The following is a 15,933-nucleotide window of genomic DNA, read 5'->3' as shown; positions in this document are numbered from 1 at the left end:
CTGAGGAATATTTTAATTACAAAAATAAATATAAAATTACAAACAAGAAATAATGAACAAACAATGGAAACAAGTAAATGAATACAAAACAATTAATCATTAAATTGGGGATGGCTTTAGTTACGTTTAGCTCAATGAATTTATATGCAAAAGATGTATTTACATCTGAAATCCAAGTCGATAACCAATCACAGGTGCTTGGTTATAGTAGTATTTCTGACGTGGCTGATCAGTATGATTCATACAATATGAAAGCTATGTTCCCAACATATACAGAAACTTCATTTGTAAATGCAAAAGTCAATTTACGTGATGTACCTGTGAATTTAAGCTATGCACAAAACTCTTCGACTTTAACATTTAAAATACCGTCACTTGGTATTGAACGTACTTATACAGGTGCAACTCGTGAAGAAAGTAAGGACATGTTCCTTGATGCGTTAAAAGGCGAAGATAAAGAATTATTAAAGAAACTTACTGCAGAATGGGTGAAAAACTCACCGATTGATCCAGTTGCAGGCAACCCAACCAGTTTACTTTCTATGATGGTAGGTTCAATGACCGATAATTTATCGGATATGGCATCTGATCAAATGTATGGACTAAAAGAAAACTCTTCATCAAATTTCGGCATGATGCCTCGTTTCGGACGTTATACTCAGCAAGGACATGATATTAATGTCTATAACTTGCCACTGACTTATTCACATTGGTTTGAATCAAATAAAACAGGTCTAGTTTTAGATTTACCGATTACTGTTTCTAAAACATCGGATGGGGCATTATCAGGAAGTTTAAATCTTGGTGTTGGTTTAAATTTTAAATTAGCATCAACTGAATCAGTAAACTGGTACCTCATGCCACAAATTAGAGGTGGTGTAACTGGTTCTGAAGATTTTGGAACAGCGGCATTAATTTACGGTGGTGGTTTAAGTAGTAATGCTCAATTCCCTTTAAATGAAAATTCAGCAGTTTCAATCATCAATATGGTGTCTTATTATAAAACTGATTCAATCAAGGTCGGTGATTTTGACAGTGGATATGATTTGCAGAATACCATTTTGCGTAATGGCGTAGAATATAGTCATGTTTTGCATAAGTCAGTTGCAGGTAGTCCATTGATTGCAAAACTTGCATATGCACGTACTGATTTTAGCGGAGATCAACTATTTTCTGAATTGTCACATGATTTTTCTGGCTCTATAGGGTTTAAAAATAAGAAGCCAAAAGCTTGGATTGATGAATATCGTATCGGTTTTACTTATACCTATGCAGACAAAGATTTAAGAGGTTTTACAGTTAATGCAGGCTATACTTTCTAAATTTTGAAGAAGTCTATTCTTTGTATTTCAAAAATAAATTTTAATCAGGCTCAGGATACATCATTGATTGTATTCTGAATCTTTAATTAAAACTTAAGATGTGCTTTTGGCTACATTTAATCCTCAATGTGGCCTTTTTTTTGAAATGGCCATTCATCGTATAAATATAAAAGAGAAATTTGAAAACTTAATTTTAAAGTTTTGGGACTGTTTTATAGGCTTAAGCGATTATTGATAGATTTAAGTTGTGAATGACTGTTTGGAAAATGATTGTTATTTAAGATTTATAATAAAAATTCATATAGATTTTGCGGACATCTTTCATCTAAAACGATTCTGTAAATACATTTTTAATTTCAATAAGAGAAAATAATGTAAAAGGCTTATTCATAGAGAGTTATGAATAAGCCTTTTACGTACAATTCAGTACCTTACATTTATTGTACAGCGTGAACGGATAGAGACTATCTAGCTAAGAAATTTTCCAAAGCTTGGTTAAATTCTTGAGGCTTTTCTACATTGGAAATATGAGAAGCATCTATTTCAAATAGCTCTGCATTGGCAATACGATCGACCATGAATTGTCCATCAGCAACTGTGGTTACTGGGTCTTGCAGACCTGCAATCACCAAAACAGGCACGCTGATATTCTTTAAATCTTCACGTAAATCCGCCTTAGCCAAAGCCTCACAACAACTTGCATAACCCTCTGCGCTGCCAGCTGCGAGGTCGTTACTCATGGATTCTACAATTGTTGATTGGCTTTGGATAAAGCGTTCTGTAAACCAACGTAATGCTGCTGTTTCTGCAATTGGTTTTAAGCCTTGTTCACGAACAAGTTTGGTGCGGTCTAACCATGCTTGTTCCTGACCAATTTTTGCAGCAGTGTTGCAGACGATCACATGGTTAAATCGTGCAGAATGATGAATCGCTAACCATTGTCCAGTTACGCCACCCATTGAAATTCCGCAAAAGTCTGCTTTTTGAATATTAAGGTGATCTAAAAGATTCACTACATCTTGCCCTAATTGGTCGATGGTGTATGGACCTTGAGGGGCAGAAGATTGTCCATGACCACGTGTATCATAACAAATTACAAAATGATCTTTTTGAAAATGCTCAATTTGCACTTGCCACATACTGTATTTTGTACCTAGAGAATTTGAAAATACAATCGTAGGTTTACTCGCATCACCAAAAGTTTGGTAATTGATTTCGGCATCGTCGGATGTAAATTTTGGCATGTATAAATCCTTCCCAACCTCCCTTTATAAAAGGGAGGGGATTATTAATTGTTTTAAACTCTTTCAATAATTAAAGCGATGCCTTGACCGACACCGATACACATTGAACATAGGGCGTATTTGCCACCAATCGCTTCAAGTTGATTCAATGCGGTTGTGACTAAACGTGCGCCTGATGCACCGAGCGGATGACCAATCGCAATTGCACCACCATTTGGATTGACGTGCGTTGCACCATCTTCTAAACCTAGATCACGAGTGACTGCTAAAGCTTGTGCTGCAAAAGCTTCATTGAGTTCAATCACATCCATTTGACTTAAAGTTAAGCCTGTTTGTGCAAGTAACTTTTTGATTGCAGGTGCAGGACCAAAGCCCATAATTCGAGGCTCAACACCAACAGTAGTTGCACCAATAATTTTAGCGCGAGCTTTCAAAGCATATTTTTCAATGGCTTCATCTGAAGCAATCAAAAGTGCAGCAGCACCATCGTTAATACCTGACGCATTACCCGCAGTGACAGTACCATCAGCTTTGACGACTGGTTTAAGCTTGTTTAAACCTTCAAGTGTGGTTGATGCACGTGGATGTTCATCGATATCCACCACAATCGCTTCGCCTTTACGCTGTGGAATTGTGACAGCAATGATTTCTTTTTCGAAGAAACCTTTGGCTTGTGCAGCTGCGGTACGTTGCTGACTGGTTAATGCAAACTGATCCTGATCTGCACGGTTGATATTAAATTGTTCAGCTACATTCTCAGCCGTTTGTGGCATGGTTTCAACACCATACATTTCTTTCAGCTTTGGATTGATAAAACGCCAACCCATAGTGGTGTCTTCAAGTTTTTGGCTACGACCGTATGCACTGTCAGATTTACTCATGACTAAGGGGGCACGGCTCATACTTTCTACGCCACCTGCAATGATTAAATCAGCTTCACCTGCTTTAATTGCACGGGCTGCCATTGCTACAGCATCAAGTGATGAACCACATAAACGGTTTACTGTGGTTGCAGGCACTTGGTAGGGAACACCTGCCAAAAGTGCAGACATCCGTCCAACATTACGGTTATCTTCACCTGCCTGGTTGGCACAGCCGTAGATCACGTCATCGACCTGTTCCCAGTTCACTGTTGGATTACGTTCCATTAGAGCTTTGATTGGTAATGCGCCGAGGTCATCAGCACGAATAGGGGCGAGTCCACCTGCATAGCGTCCGAATGGGGTACGGATGGCGTCAATGATGTATGCGTTTTTCATAGAGGTTCTCTTTTCCTAGAGTTCCCTCTCCTTTGAAGGAGAGGGTTAGGGAGAGGATGTTTATAGAATCCCCTCATCCTAGCCTTCTCCCTGAGGGAGAAGGAACTTCCATTATTAATTCAGTATTTTTAACAATCTTTTAAACTTGCATTCAATAGTTTTGTAATGAAAGTTTCCCTCCTTTCAGGAGGGATTAAGGGAGGTAATTAAACTGTTGCATCAATTAACTTTGCACCCGTCATCGACTGCAATTCGTCAAAGCTTAAACCGTCTACCTTTTCTATGACTTTCATACCTTCAGCAGTCACATCGATCACACAAAGATCGGTGTAAATACGGTCTACACATTTCAAACCTGTTGCTGGATAAGACAGTTCCGCGACGATTTTCGGTTCGCCTTTTTTAGTGACATGATCAGTGGTAATAAACACTTTCTTTGCCCCAACCGCTAAATCCATTGCACCGCCAACAGCAGGGATTGCATCAGGTGCACCTGTATGCCAGTTGGCTAGATCACCATTCTCAGCCACTTGGAATGCACCCAAAACAGCAATATCTAAGTGACCACCACGCATCATGGCGAATGAATCACCATGATGAAAGAAGCAACCACCTGTGAGCATGGTGACAAATTCTTTACCAGCATTGATCAGTTCTGGGTCTTCCTGTCCAGCTTCAGGTGGGGGACCAAAAGCCAGTAAACCATTTTCAGAATGTAAAAATACGTCTTTGTCAGATGGGAGATAGTTTGAAATTTTGGTCGGTAAACCTATGCCCAAGTTGACATAAGCACCATCTGGAATATCTTGGGCTACTCGTTCAGCAATTTGATCACGGCTTAGTTTTGTATAACTCATTTTAATTTCTCCGTATCCAATTACTGTGCGTTATTGTCAGTAGAACCGACAGCCACAACATGTTGAACGAAAATCCCAGCAGTAACGATATGTTCAGGATCAAGCGCACCGAGTTCAACCACTTCTGACACTTGTGCAATCGTCACATCTGCTGCCATTGCCATGATTGGACCGAAGTTACGTGCAGATTTGTTATAGACTAAATTGCCCCAACGATCACCTTGATGCGCTTTGATTAAAGCAAAATCAGCTTTGATTGGATTTTCTAAAACGAAATCTTTGCCTTCATAATTTAAGGTCGGCTTGCCTTCAGCAAGCATTGTTCCAAAACCTGTTGGCGTATAGATTGGACCTAAACCCATGCCAGCAGCCTGGATACGACAAGCTAAGTTGCCTTGTGGTACAAGTTCGAGTTCGATTTTTCCTGCACGATACAGTTCATCAAACACCCAAGAGTCTGACTGACGTGGGAACGAACAAATGATTTTTCGCACAGCACCTGCTTTTAGAAGTTTGGCTAAACCGTAATCGCCATTGCCTGCGTTGTTATTGATAATGACAAGGTCTTTCACACCCAGTTCGATCAAGCCATCAATCAGTTCAGCGGGTTGTCCTGCTGTGCCAAACCCACCAATCATGATGGTTGCGCCATCTTTAATCTGCGAGAGAACTTGCTTAAGTGCAAGTGTGCTTTTATCAATCATGTGATTAACCTTATCTGCATTTTCATGAATTTCTATGCATAAATATCGCTTCTGAATAGTTATGCGTAGAAATTGTGGTGTTGCGATAACTTTAGAAATTAAGCCTTAAATCGGAAGCATTGTTATTGAATCACTCAACTGACGTTACGTTCTAAAGTGGGTTCAAGCCACCCTAAGATGCTAGAGTGGCTTGATTTCTGATCAGGTATCATCTTCACGAATAGAAGACGGGTGACGGTTTAAAGCAGTCACCTGAATATCCATATAAGGGTAGAGGGGTAAGCCTTGTAAGATATTGTGTAACTCTTCATTACTTTCAACATCAAAAATACTGATATTGGAATACTGACCCGTTATGCGCCAGATGTGACGCCATTTTCCTTGTCGTTGCAAATCTTGAGAATATGCTTTTTCAACGGCTTTAATTTCATTGGCTTTTTCAGTTGGCATATCGAGTGGGATATGAACATCCATTTTTACTTGGAAAAGCATGACGACTCCTTCAATTATTAGCGACGTAGGTTGTCGATTTTGTCTTCATCCAATTCAATACCTAAGCCTAAACCCGTTGGGATTTTGAGCTCAAAATTTTCGTATTGAAGTGGTGTTTTTAAAATTTGTTCAGTGAGCAGTAACGGACCAAAAAGTTCAGTGCCATAAGCTAAGTTGCTGAATGTAGAAAATACGTGAGCCGATGCAATTGTTCCCACAGGACCTTCAAGCATGGTGCCACCGTAAAGGTCGATCCCTGCTAAATTGGCAATTTTCCCAACTTCGCAGCCTTCAATTAAACCGCCAGACTGTGCAACTTTAACTGCAAAAACAGAAGCCGCATTGCGTTTAGCCAGTTCATAAGCGCTTTGTGGTCCCATTAAAGATTCATCAGCCATAATGGCAATATCAAACTTACGCGTCAGTCGTTCCATTGCATCGATATTGTGAATGGCGCAAGGCTGTTCGATGAGATCAATGCCACCATCCTGCAGCATTTGAATACCTTTAATCGCAGTTAACTCAGACCAAGCACGATTGACATCGACACGAATTGAAATGTCATCGCCCAATGCTTTTTTAATCGCTAAAACATGTTCAACATCTTGTTCTACAGGACGAGAGCCGATTTTTAGTTTGAAGACATTGTGACGTTTGCTTTCAATCATTTTTTGCGCTTCAGCAATGTCTTTTTCAGTATTGCCAGAGGCAAGAACCCAAAGGACTGAAATGCTGTCACGTAAACGTCCGCCTAAGACTTCACTTAAAGGTAGACCTAATCGTTGTGATTGGATATCGAGTAGTGCTGTTTGAATTGCGCATTTTGCAAAACGATTGCCGTTGATATTGCGGTTAATCATTTGCATCGTTTGTGCGACATTTAAGCCGTTTAAGCTTTTTAATAAGGGCGCAAAATAAGTTTCAATATTGGTTTTAACACTTTCTGGACTTTCTTCACCATAGCCTAAGCCACCGATTGTGGTCGCTTCACCCCAGCCGATAAAGCCATCTTCCGTGCTTACTTTGACCAGTACTAAGGTTTGTGTTTGCATTGTTGCAACCGCCATCTTGTGCGGACGGATGGTTGGAATCTCAACAAGCAATGTTTCTATGGATGTATACATTGCAAATTTTTCTTCAGTGTTTAACTATTTATATACCTTAATTTAATGTAATATCTTTAACTAGGCTGATAATGGTATTTTTAGATACTTATAAGGTATATAAAGGGGTTCTAGTCATGGAGTTAAGACATTTACGATATTTTGTTACTGTTGTTGAAGAGCAAAGTATTACCAAGGCTGCAGAAAAGTTGTGTATTGCTCAACCGCCTTTAAGTCGACAAATTCAAAAATTAGAAGAAGAATTAGGTATTACCTTGTTTGAACGAGGTTCTCGCCCAGTTAAAACTACTGAGGCAGGGATGTTCTTCTATGAACATGCTGTGCAAATATTGACCCATACTGCACAAGCAACTTCAATGGCTCGACGTATTAATGCGGTAGATAAAACGGTACGAATTGGTTATGTTAGTTCGTTGCTTTATGCCTTATTACCCCAAATAATTTATTTATTCCGACAGCGACACCCAGACATTCATGTGGAACTTATTGAGTGTGGGACACGAGATCAAATCGAAGCTTTAAAAGCAGGAAAAATTGATATTGGATTTGGTCGATTGAGATTAACGGATCCATCCATTAAGCGTTTATTCTTGCGCAAAGAACGTCTTAAACTTGCTGTACATAAAAATCATCATTTGGCAGAGTCTATTGATACAGGTGTGTATTTATCACAGATTTTAGATGAGTCGATATTCTCCTATCCAATTACGCCTAAACCGAACTTTTCAACATTAATTCAGTCTGTTTTTACAGAATTGGGATTAGTGCCGAAAAAGTTTACAGAAGTCCGTGAAATTCATTTAGCACTTGGATTGGTATCATCGGGGGAGGGAATTTGCTTAATTCCTGAGAGTGCTAGTGATATTGGAATGAAAAATTTAATTTATATCCCAATACTGGATTTAGAAGCATACAGTCCAATTTCTTTATCGGTTCGAAATATGGATCAAAGTGCATATATTCCCGATATTTTAGAGTGCATTAAGCAAGTATTTGAAGAAAATGATATGCCAATTCAACTCAATGAGGATTAATACAGTTCATTGAGTTGAATAAGTTCATGATGATATTTACTCAATAATGATCATCTTTTACATCGTGATTAAATTCGTTTTAATCCTTCATTCTTAAACAATGAGCAATCTGTTGTAAGGCTTGTTCATCATCATTTAAGCCTTGCTGAATAACCTCAATTTGCGTTTGAATGTTGTTCAGTATTTTTTGGCATTGTGAAATAACTTCATCTGTATGCACATCTAGTTTTTGCCATAAGCTTTGTGAAATTTCAGCGTACAAACGGTCATGTCCAATGGCTAAGATTTCTTTTGTATCATCAGCATAAATGACTTCATAGGTGAGATGCTTAGCAAATTTTAGTGGTTCAAATGGAAGACTCTGCAGTTGATAATCGACTAAGGTATCTGAAATCTGTTGAGACAGAGATTGTTCCGCCTGTTGTGTCAAAGTGCTGTAAAGCTCATCTACAGCCTGTTGTTCAGCAAATTGTTCCAATAGACTTGGTAGCGTTGCAATCATACCGCGCCAAGTTTGGGTCATGATTTGCTCTTTGCTTTGCACCAATGTATCACTAGCATGGTTCAGATTTTGTTGTAATTGATGCAATTGAGGGACAATTTCCACCTGTAATGGAGTTAAAATCTGTTCTTGCAAATGGTGGAGTAAAGCTTCTGCGGGTTTACGTTGCTTATAAGCTAAAGCAGATTGAATCAAATGCATTAATGCATTAAATAAACGATCGAAACCAGCACTTTGCATTGCTTGATCATTAAAGTCAGCATTTTTTAGCATCTGTGAGGATGTGGAAATCGGGGATTGCAGCAGGCTCGGATCAACGTGCATTTCAATGAGTTGATCTGTTGCACGGGTATGTACATCATTTTCCTGTAAATCGCGCTGCTCAGCATTTTTATTGCACAAGACCTGGCAGATCTCACCATCAATCTCATCTTCTTCAAAATAATCACTACGGGTGATCACAGGTAATAAAGGTTTATGTCGACGTAATTCCTGTCCCAGAGCGGCTAACTCTTTGACCTGACCAGGTGAAGATGAACTGCTTAACCAGAGTACGCCATCCGCACTGTCCAGAAAGCGCTGGGTCAGGTCTGCATTTTCAGGTGTTACTGAATGTAATCCTGGGGTGTCTAATAGGATTAAATTCTTACCTAAACAGACACCTTGTAAACGTGTAGTAGTTTCAGTTGCACCTTCTTTAAAACGATCCTGACTTTCAACAATTTTTCCATCTTCAAGATAAAAATACTCAACACTTTGCTGATGTCTGTGAAAACATTCTGCCAATACATTACATAAAGAGCTTTTACCGGCGTTGAATTTTCCAAAAATCAGCAAAATAATTTTGTCGTCAAAGTGATCTGCGACGGATTGGGCAGCATGCAAGGTATCTGACTGAGTTTCCCAATGGTTGAGGTAACGGTCAAGTTGGGCATTAAGTGTCGCAATATCGAGCGCTATCGAACTTTCTGAAGTTAGCCCATGACTGTTTAAACGCTGATCATTGAGATTGCGCGCCAGTTGTTGATGCCAGGTATGCATTTTATCTAAATGCGTAACAATATCTTTTTCAGGCTGATCAAAGGCTTCGGTGGCATGAATGAAAGTTTGAATTGAGTTATGGATCATGATGTTTGCTCCAGTATCTTTGATGCCTGTTGAGCTTGCATGATGCGTTGAAGCTGTTGCTGTAAATCCTGTAATTGCTGTTTCAGATGCATTCGATCGGTGGATAATTCAAAATAATGGGCAAATTCACGGCGTAAACGTTCACGTCCGGATTCATCGTCAAAAATGAGCTTTAAGTCCTTACGAAGTTTGACTGAGATACCCAGTACTGCAACCATGACCGTGTCTAAACTACGCACATTACTTTTTTGTGTATCAGGTAAACCCACCACACCATAACGCACCAGATGACTGTTGATTTCAATACATGCACGGGAGTAAGCCACTTGAATGCGGTTTCGATCACGCTTGCCCGCAGTCAACTTATACATATTGGCAAATGAATCAGGCTCTAATGAGTTATCCTGTCCAGAAATATACAAAATGGGTTGTAAGTCCTGACGTACTTTATCCAGGATCTGATTCAGATCCTGTTCAAAAGCCTGGCGTTGCTGTTGAAGTGTAGTGTTGAGTTGCTGAATATTTGCTTCAGTGGTTTCTCGTTGCTGTGACAGTTGTTTTTTGAGATCTGCAAAAATCTTACTTTTTTCAAACTGGCGTACTGTCGGAACTTTATTTACCAGATTGCTGAGTTTCTGTTGTAACTCAGGGATACCGCTACGCTGTACTAAAAGCTGTTTCGAGTTTTCTACACCTTGACGATGGCGTGTCGCAGATACAGGTAAAATAGTTGCAGCAGGGGCTTGTTTTTGAATACTGTCAATGATGTGAGCTAAGACAGTTTGATCTGGGATTTGGTCAATTTGTGTTAGTACCAAAATACTTTGGCGTTGTGTTTGCTCTGCATCCTGTTCGAACTGTTGAAATAACTGTAATTCAAAAGGATCAAATTCACCTTCACGCACAGAATGGATCATCAGGCGAATATCCGCTTTATTCCACATGGCATCCTGAGCATACTGATCATCAATTGCTGCTACATCGGCATCTAAGCCAGGTGCATCTAACCAGCGGATATTATGTTGCAAATGTTCAGAGAGATTTACTGTTTCTCGTTTATCTGCCACAGAGAAAATATCATTACCAATCAGTTCATTTAACAGTCGGCTTTTACCATGATTATATTTGCCAGTGACGGTAACTGTTGGGATCTGACCTGCCTGTAATATGGCACGCAACCGAGCCAATGGCATATCGTATTCTGGGAGAATGGCTAAAATATCGTGGGTTGCAGCATCGAAAGTATGAATATCCATATTATTTTCTATCTTTCCATAAAATAAAATCAGGCTAAACCGTTACAGCCAGCCTGATTTTAATATTCAACAGATCAAGTTTGAGAATATCAAACTTCTAGGCGAGGGCGGTCTACCACTTGGTTATCTACACCATCAACCAGACGGCTCAGCTTAAGGTCAAATACCATTTCAGCAAAAGGACCTTCAACACCATTCGCTTGGCTTGCTGCCGCATCTGTATGTTCAATCGCATCTACAACAAGACCTTCACGCGTTGCATAAGCAAAGTCATCATAAGTGTACGGGTCGCCAGCAACGTTAATCTGCGTGGTAAGTTTACGATGACCATCTGCAGACACGAAGAAGTGAATATGTGCTGGGCGGTTACCATGACGACCTAATTGGTTAAGCAATTGTTGTGTTGGACCTTCTGGAGGACAACCATAACCTGCTGGTAAAATTGTCTGTACACGATAATGACCTTGCGCATCTGTCATAATGGTGCGGCGCATATTGAACGGTGTTTGTTCACCAGTTGGGTCAAAGTGTGAATAGAAGCCTTTAGTATTGGCATGCCAGATTTCAACCTGCGCATTTGGAATAGGCTGACCATCTGCATTGTAAATTGTACCGTGCAAAATCAGAGTATGACCATTTGGATCACTACCATCATCCATACGAGCAAAGCCTTGTGCAACAGGTGCGCCTGCAACATAAAGAGGACCTTCGATTGTACGTGGTGTTGGGTTGTCAATGCCTAAAGCAGCATCAGCAGCGTCCATACGTAGATCAAGGAAATGGTCGAAACCTAGACCTGGAGAAAGTAAACCAGCTTCATGACTTGTACCCAATTGGTTTAGATATGCAATCGCAGCCCAATATTCATCAGAAGTAATGTTTAAATCTTCAATAGTTTTAAATAAGTCAGAAACCACTCGATGAATGATTTGCTTAGTACGTGGGTTTCCACCTTCTTGCTCAAGTCCACTAAGCAAGTTGATGAAGTTTTGTACTTCTTCCGTCTCGAAAATTCTAACATTGTTGGCTGTCATGGCTATCTCCTTAATATTGCCATAATGCTGATTCACGTCATATTTTTAAAATCATCTTATGCGTTTGTTCAGCATTAATCCTGATATTGCTTTGTGAATAATCGTTATATATACCTTAATTTAATGTAATATCCTTAACCAGTCCGAATTCGGTATCTTTAGATACTTAAAAAGTATATTGTTGTGAAATTTAGCGATTTATACGACTTTGTGATAATGCTCGAAGAGTAAAGTATTACCAATGTCACATAAAAATGATGCCTGATCTAAATTTAAACAATTCATCAGATTTAAAAGTAAAAGATATTATTGAGAATTTAATGATTCTAGGACGATTTACGACCTGTAAAAATCGGAGAGTTAGGGAAAGTTCAAACAGTATATTGCACAGATTTGAATACAATCGTAGAAATTTGACGTGGTGGGGCGTAAGAGGGCTGTCAAAAAATCAAACATATGGTTTGGTGATTTATTGAAAATTACTAATACCATGAGAAGCAGTGAGAATTGAAATTAATCAATAAACACCACTAGAAATAACTTATAGATGTAATGATTTTTTTGACTGATTACAAGCATGTTGAAAGACTTAGGAAGAAGCATGGCGTTTATTTAAAATCAAATGTGCAAGTACACCAATACAAATGCCCCAAAATACAGAGCTTAGTCCTAGGAAATGCATTCCAGATGCAGTCGCCAAAAAGGTAATCAGCGCAGCTTCACGTTGCGCTTCATTTTTCATTGCCACTGAAATATTCGTCGCAATTGCACCGAGTAAAGCCAAGCCAGCCAATGCTGCTACCAATTCTTTGGGTAATAAACTAAACAGCATGACAATACTGCCTGCAAATAAACCCCCTAAAATATAAAATACTCCATTGGCAATGCCTGCAATATAGCGTTTGTCCTTTAATTCATGCGCATCTTTGCCCATACATAAGGCTGCTGTAATGGATGCCAATACAATGGTAATTCCTCCAACACATGCCACCGCAAAGGATGCAATACTGGTTACTGCAATGATGGGTTTTGCAGGTGTGTCATAACCACTCAAACGCATAATCGCCATACCTGGTAGGAATTGCCCTGTTAAACTCACAAGGATTAAAGGCAAGGCTAAATTTAAGGTAGAGTTCAATGTCCATTCAGGCACAATAAATTGTGGAATGGCAAGGCTCAAATCAACCGTAACAGGATTCATTTTGCCCATGATTAGGCTGAGAGTAATACCTGAAACCAGTACCCATAGCATGGCATAGCGTGGTGTAAAGCGTTTGGCAATCAAAAATACCAATAACATGCCAAAGACGATCAAAGGCATACTATCAGTCGCTTTAAATAGTCCAAGACCAAATTGAAATAGAATCCCTGCCATCATTCCTGCGGCAACATCTTGAGGAATCCATTTCAATAATTTATCAAAATAGCCTGTAATCCCAATGATGAAAATCACAACGGCGGTCGTGAGATAAGCCGCGACAGCTTCATTCAATGAAACATGGGGAAAGAGTGTGACCAACAGTGCCGTACCTGGCGCAGACCATGCGGTAATCACAGGAACTTTAAACTTAATTGATAAATAAATTCCCGCAATCGCAGCGCCAATCGAAATGCCCCAAATCCATGAAATCATCATGGCGGTTGAAACATGGGCTTGTTGCGCGGCTTGGAAGAAGATAATCAGAGGTCCTGAATATGAAATCAGAACTGCTAAAAATCCTGCAACTGTGGCTGATAGTGACCAGTCTTCTTTTAAAGTCTGTAAAAGATTTGCCATTGTATGCATCCTTGCGTAATGGATTGAGTGATTGATTAAATAGATGAATTAACCTTGATCACCACCACCGACTGGAACTACTGTACCTGTAATATATGAAGATTCATCGGAAGCAAGGAAAGTAATTGCATTCACTTGTTCTTGGATTGTGCCATAACGACCTAAGAAAGTACGATCAATCGTTTGATCAACCACTTCTTGCATCCATTGCGTTTCGTGTTCAGACATTGGATTACTGTTGCGAGGAACTTTACGTGGCGGTGCTTCTGTGCCACCAGTCGCGATCGCATTGACACGGATATTATCTTTGGCATGTTCAAATGCCAATGACGCGGTTAAACCATTCACGCCGCCTTTAGAAGCAGAGTAGGGAATACGGTTAATGCCGCGCGTCGCGATTGAAGATACATTGACAATCGTACCTTGTTGATTCTTGATCATTTCAGGTAAGACAGCACGACAGCACCACATGGTTGGAAATAAAGAGCGATTGACTTCTTTAATGATTTCTTCTTCAGTAAATTCCTGAAAAGGTTTCATCCAAATAGCACCACCGACATTATTGATGAGTACATCAACATGCCCATAGGTCGCAATGGCTTTTTCGACAACGGCTTGAGCACCTGCGTAGGTTTCGAGATCTGCATTGATCGTAACTGCATTGCCACCGTTGCTTTTGATTTCTGTTAATACTTCTTCAACATATTCAGAACGATCTGCGAGTACTGCTTGCGCACCTTCTGCGGTGACTTGTAGGGCAACGCCACGACCAATGCCTTGTGCAGCACCTGTAACAATAACCACTTTATTTAAAAATCTTTGACGATCTGACATTTTATGCTCCATTCCTTATAGACCGCATGCGGAAGTTGATTACTGAACAATGAAAATTTCCTCTCTTTTTAAAGGATGAGAAATAGGATTTCGCAAGAGAGTGCGGATTTATTTGGAAAAAAATTTCACCTTTACAATCCTCTCATTTCAAAACATCTATGGCACAGGTGGAGGGACTTGCAATATTCATTTTATTGTCAATTCATGATCAGTTTTGTCTTACGCAAGAGGTCCAATCTATCAATCTAAAAACCCGTTCTATGAAAACGGGGTTTGTTGGGATGACTCTATTTAATTCGCAGAGAATTTTTCAAAGAGGAAGTTTTTCGGTTTAACACCTTCGGTATCTAACCAACCACGGACTGCTTCAACCATTGGTACTGGACCACATAGGTAAATGTCGACATCACCTTGGTTTAACCATTCATTTTCAACATGACCTGTGACATAGCCTTTACGTTCATGTTGGCTATCTGCGTGTGCAACCACAGTACGGTATTCAAACCATGGAAGCTTATCTTGAAGTACATTGAGTTTTTCAATCGCGACTAAGTCAAAATCATTGGTCACACCAAAAACTAGACGTACAGGTTGTGTTGAACCTTTTTCTTCAAGAACTTGCAGCATTGACATAAATGGGGCAATACCTGTACCGCCTGCGAGCATGAGGACAGGGCGCGCAACATCACGTAAATAGAAGCTACCAAATGGTCCTGTAAAGGTCATTTTGTCGCCTGATTTAACCGTTTTACTCAGAAACTCACTCATTTTTCCATTTGGTACATTACGTACCACAAAACCAGTTAAACGATTGCCTGGTTTAGAACTAAATGAATATGAACGTGTTTCTGTTGTACCAGGAATGCCGACATTGACATATTGACCAGCAAGGAAATTGATGTCTGGCTGATCTTCATCCAACTGAATATCAAAAGTAATGGTTGAGTCAGACAGATTTTCAACACGGGAGAGTGTGCCTTGAAATTGGTGAATTTGTGTTTTACAAACATCCGATGATGCCGAAATTTTAAACACCGCGTCCGAAGTCGGTTTACATTGGCAAGCTAAAATATAGCCTTGTTCAGCTTCTTCTGGTGTAAGTGCATCTTCAATATAATTTTCTTCTGGCATGTCATAGCTACCAGATTCACAAAATGCACGACATGTTCCGCAAGCGCCATCACGACAATCCAGTGGAATATTGATTTTTTGACGATACGCTGCGTCAGAAAGGGTTTCATCTTGTGCAACGGAAATAAAGCGAGTGACGCCATCTTCGAACTGAAGTGCAACATTATGGTTTGACATGGCAGAATCCTTTTAATGTATCTAAATCTTCTGCCGCCCAGTCAAATTTCCATATGGC

Annotated in this window: 14 protein-coding genes; 2 read left to right on the top strand and 12 right to left on the bottom strand. The window is 39.8% G+C overall.

All coding sequences use genetic code 11. The features are described from left to right. The first annotated feature begins 77 nt into the window (after positions 1 to 77). Positions 78 to 1,322: a hypothetical protein gene (locus EXE10_RS03360; protein ID WP_130112357.1), complete on the top strand. Its 1,245-nt coding sequence runs from the start codon at positions 78 to 80 to the stop codon at positions 1,320 to 1,322. Positions 1,323 to 1,786: 464 nt separating this feature from the next. On the opposite strand, the gene pcaD is transcribed toward EXE10_RS03360, so the two are convergent. From pcaD to EXE10_RS03330, 6 genes are all read right to left on the bottom strand, one after another. Further along, a complete protein-coding gene (gene pcaD / locus EXE10_RS03355) occupies positions 1,787 to 2,566 on the bottom strand; it encodes a 3-oxoadipate enol-lactonase (RefSeq protein WP_130112356.1) in 780 nt (259 codons plus the stop codon). Between the two features lie 53 nt (positions 2,567 to 2,619). Beyond that, on the bottom strand, positions 2,620 to 3,825 hold the full coding sequence (pcaF, locus tag EXE10_RS03350; RefSeq protein WP_130112355.1) for a 3-oxoadipyl-CoA thiolase: 1,206 nt from the start codon (positions 3,823 to 3,825) through the stop codon (positions 2,620 to 2,622). Positions 3,826 to 4,031: 206 nt separating this feature from the next. Next, positions 4,032 to 4,682, bottom strand: coding sequence for a 3-oxoacid CoA-transferase subunit B (locus EXE10_RS03345; protein ID WP_130112354.1), 651 nt, complete (start codon positions 4,680 to 4,682; stop codon positions 4,032 to 4,034). A 20-nt stretch (positions 4,683 to 4,702) separates the two neighbouring features. Continuing rightward, positions 4,703 to 5,386 (bottom strand): 3-oxoacid CoA-transferase subunit A, encoded by a 684-nt coding sequence (locus EXE10_RS03340; RefSeq protein WP_130112353.1) that lies wholly within the window; start codon positions 5,384 to 5,386, stop codon positions 4,703 to 4,705. A gap of 201 nt (positions 5,387 to 5,587) precedes the next feature. Then, positions 5,588 to 5,878, bottom strand: a complete 291-nt coding sequence (gene catC / locus EXE10_RS03335; protein WP_065992825.1) for a muconolactone Delta-isomerase — start codon at positions 5,876 to 5,878, stop codon at positions 5,588 to 5,590. Between the two features lie 17 nt (positions 5,879 to 5,895). Beyond that, positions 5,896 to 7,002, bottom strand: coding sequence for a muconate/chloromuconate family cycloisomerase (locus tag EXE10_RS03330; RefSeq protein WP_130112352.1), 1,107 nt, complete (start codon positions 7,000 to 7,002; stop codon positions 5,896 to 5,898). Between the two features lie 116 nt (positions 7,003 to 7,118). On the opposite strand from EXE10_RS03330, the gene catM reads away from it, so the two are divergent. Beyond that, complete coding sequence (gene catM, locus EXE10_RS03325) at positions 7,119 to 8,036, top strand: cis,cis-muconate-binding transcription regulator CatM (protein WP_130112351.1); 918 nt, start codon at positions 7,119 to 7,121, stop codon at positions 8,034 to 8,036. A gap of 79 nt (positions 8,037 to 8,115) precedes the next feature. Here the strand turns inward: catM and EXE10_RS03320 are convergent, their stop codons facing one another. From EXE10_RS03320 to benC, 6 genes are all read right to left on the bottom strand, one after another. Then, on the bottom strand, positions 8,116 to 9,666 hold the full coding sequence (locus EXE10_RS03320; protein WP_171478482.1) for a dynamin family protein: 1,551 nt from the start codon (positions 9,664 to 9,666) through the stop codon (positions 8,116 to 8,118). Next, complete coding sequence (locus EXE10_RS03315; protein ID WP_130112349.1) at positions 9,663 to 10,922, bottom strand: GTPase; 1,260 nt, start codon at positions 10,920 to 10,922, stop codon at positions 9,663 to 9,665. Before EXE10_RS03315 ends, EXE10_RS03320 begins: the two co-directional genes overlap by 4 nt. Positions 10,923 to 11,011: 89 nt before the next feature. Continuing rightward, positions 11,012 to 11,956: a catechol 1,2-dioxygenase gene (gene catA / locus EXE10_RS03310; RefSeq protein ID WP_130112348.1), complete on the bottom strand. Its 945-nt coding sequence runs from the start codon at positions 11,954 to 11,956 to the stop codon at positions 11,012 to 11,014. 589 nt (positions 11,957 to 12,545) lie between these two features. Next, the gene (gene benE / locus EXE10_RS03305) at positions 12,546 to 13,733 is read right to left on the bottom strand and encodes a benzoate/H(+) symporter BenE (RefSeq protein ID WP_130112347.1); all 1,188 of its coding nucleotides are present in this window, start codon (positions 13,731 to 13,733) and stop codon (positions 12,546 to 12,548) included. Between the two features lie 48 nt (positions 13,734 to 13,781). After that, the gene (locus tag EXE10_RS03300) at positions 13,782 to 14,567 is read right to left on the bottom strand and encodes a 1,6-dihydroxycyclohexa-2,4-diene-1-carboxylate dehydrogenase (protein WP_130112346.1); all 786 of its coding nucleotides are present in this window, start codon (positions 14,565 to 14,567) and stop codon (positions 13,782 to 13,784) included. A gap of 291 nt (positions 14,568 to 14,858) precedes the next feature. Beyond that, complete coding sequence (gene benC / locus EXE10_RS03295; RefSeq protein WP_130112345.1) at positions 14,859 to 15,875, bottom strand: benzoate 1,2-dioxygenase electron transfer component BenC; 1,017 nt, start codon at positions 15,873 to 15,875, stop codon at positions 14,859 to 14,861. Positions 15,876 to 15,933: the final 58 nt, after the last annotated feature.

The sequence above is a fragment of the Acinetobacter sp. WCHAc060033 genome (assembly GCF_004209125.1).
GTDB lineage: Bacteria > Pseudomonadota > Gammaproteobacteria > Pseudomonadales > Moraxellaceae > Acinetobacter > Acinetobacter wuhouensis.
Note: the sequence above shows the minus strand (reverse complement) of the source record. Positions and strands in the feature narration are given on the sequence as shown.

Bases quoted from the DNA above. Each gene is read 5' to 3' on its own strand.
- catA (WP_130112348.1), bottom strand. From the start codon at position 11,956: ATGACAGCCAACAATGTTAGAATTTTCGAGACGGAAGAAGTACAAAAC.
- EXE10_RS03345 (WP_130112354.1), bottom strand. From the start codon at position 4,682: ATGAGTTATACAAAACTAAGCCGTGATCAAATTGCTGAACGAGTAGCC.
- catC (WP_065992825.1), bottom strand. From the start codon at position 5,878: ATGCTTTTCCAAGTAAAAATGGATGTTCATATCCCACTCGATATGCCA.
- EXE10_RS03300 (WP_130112346.1), bottom strand. From the start codon at position 14,567: ATGTCAGATCGTCAAAGATTTTTAAATAAAGTGGTTATTGTTACAGGT.
- pcaD (WP_130112356.1), bottom strand. From the start codon at position 2,566: ATGCCAAAATTTACATCCGACGATGCCGAAATCAATTACCAAACTTTT.
- benC (WP_130112345.1), bottom strand. From the start codon at position 15,875: ATGTCAAACCATAATGTTGCACTTCAGTTCGAAGATGGCGTCACTCGC.
- EXE10_RS03315 (WP_130112349.1), bottom strand. From the start codon at position 10,922: ATGGATATTCATACTTTCGATGCTGCAACCCACGATATTTTAGCCATT.
- EXE10_RS03320 (WP_171478482.1), bottom strand. From the start codon at position 9,666: ATGATCCATAACTCAATTCAAACTTTCATTCATGCCACCGAAGCCTTT.
- EXE10_RS03360 (WP_130112357.1), top strand. From the start codon at position 78: ATGAATACAAAACAATTAATCATTAAATTGGGGATGGCTTTAGTTACG.
- pcaF (WP_130112355.1), bottom strand. From the start codon at position 3,825: ATGAAAAACGCATACATCATTGACGCCATCCGTACCCCATTCGGACGC.
- EXE10_RS03340 (WP_130112353.1), bottom strand. From the start codon at position 5,386: ATGATTGATAAAAGCACACTTGCACTTAAGCAAGTTCTCTCGCAGATT.
- benE (WP_130112347.1), bottom strand. From the start codon at position 13,733: ATGGCAAATCTTTTACAGACTTTAAAAGAAGACTGGTCACTATCAGCC.
- catM (WP_130112351.1), top strand. From the start codon at position 7,119: ATGGAGTTAAGACATTTACGATATTTTGTTACTGTTGTTGAAGAGCAA.
- EXE10_RS03330 (WP_130112352.1), bottom strand. From the start codon at position 7,002: ATGTATACATCCATAGAAACATTGCTTGTTGAGATTCCAACCATCCGT.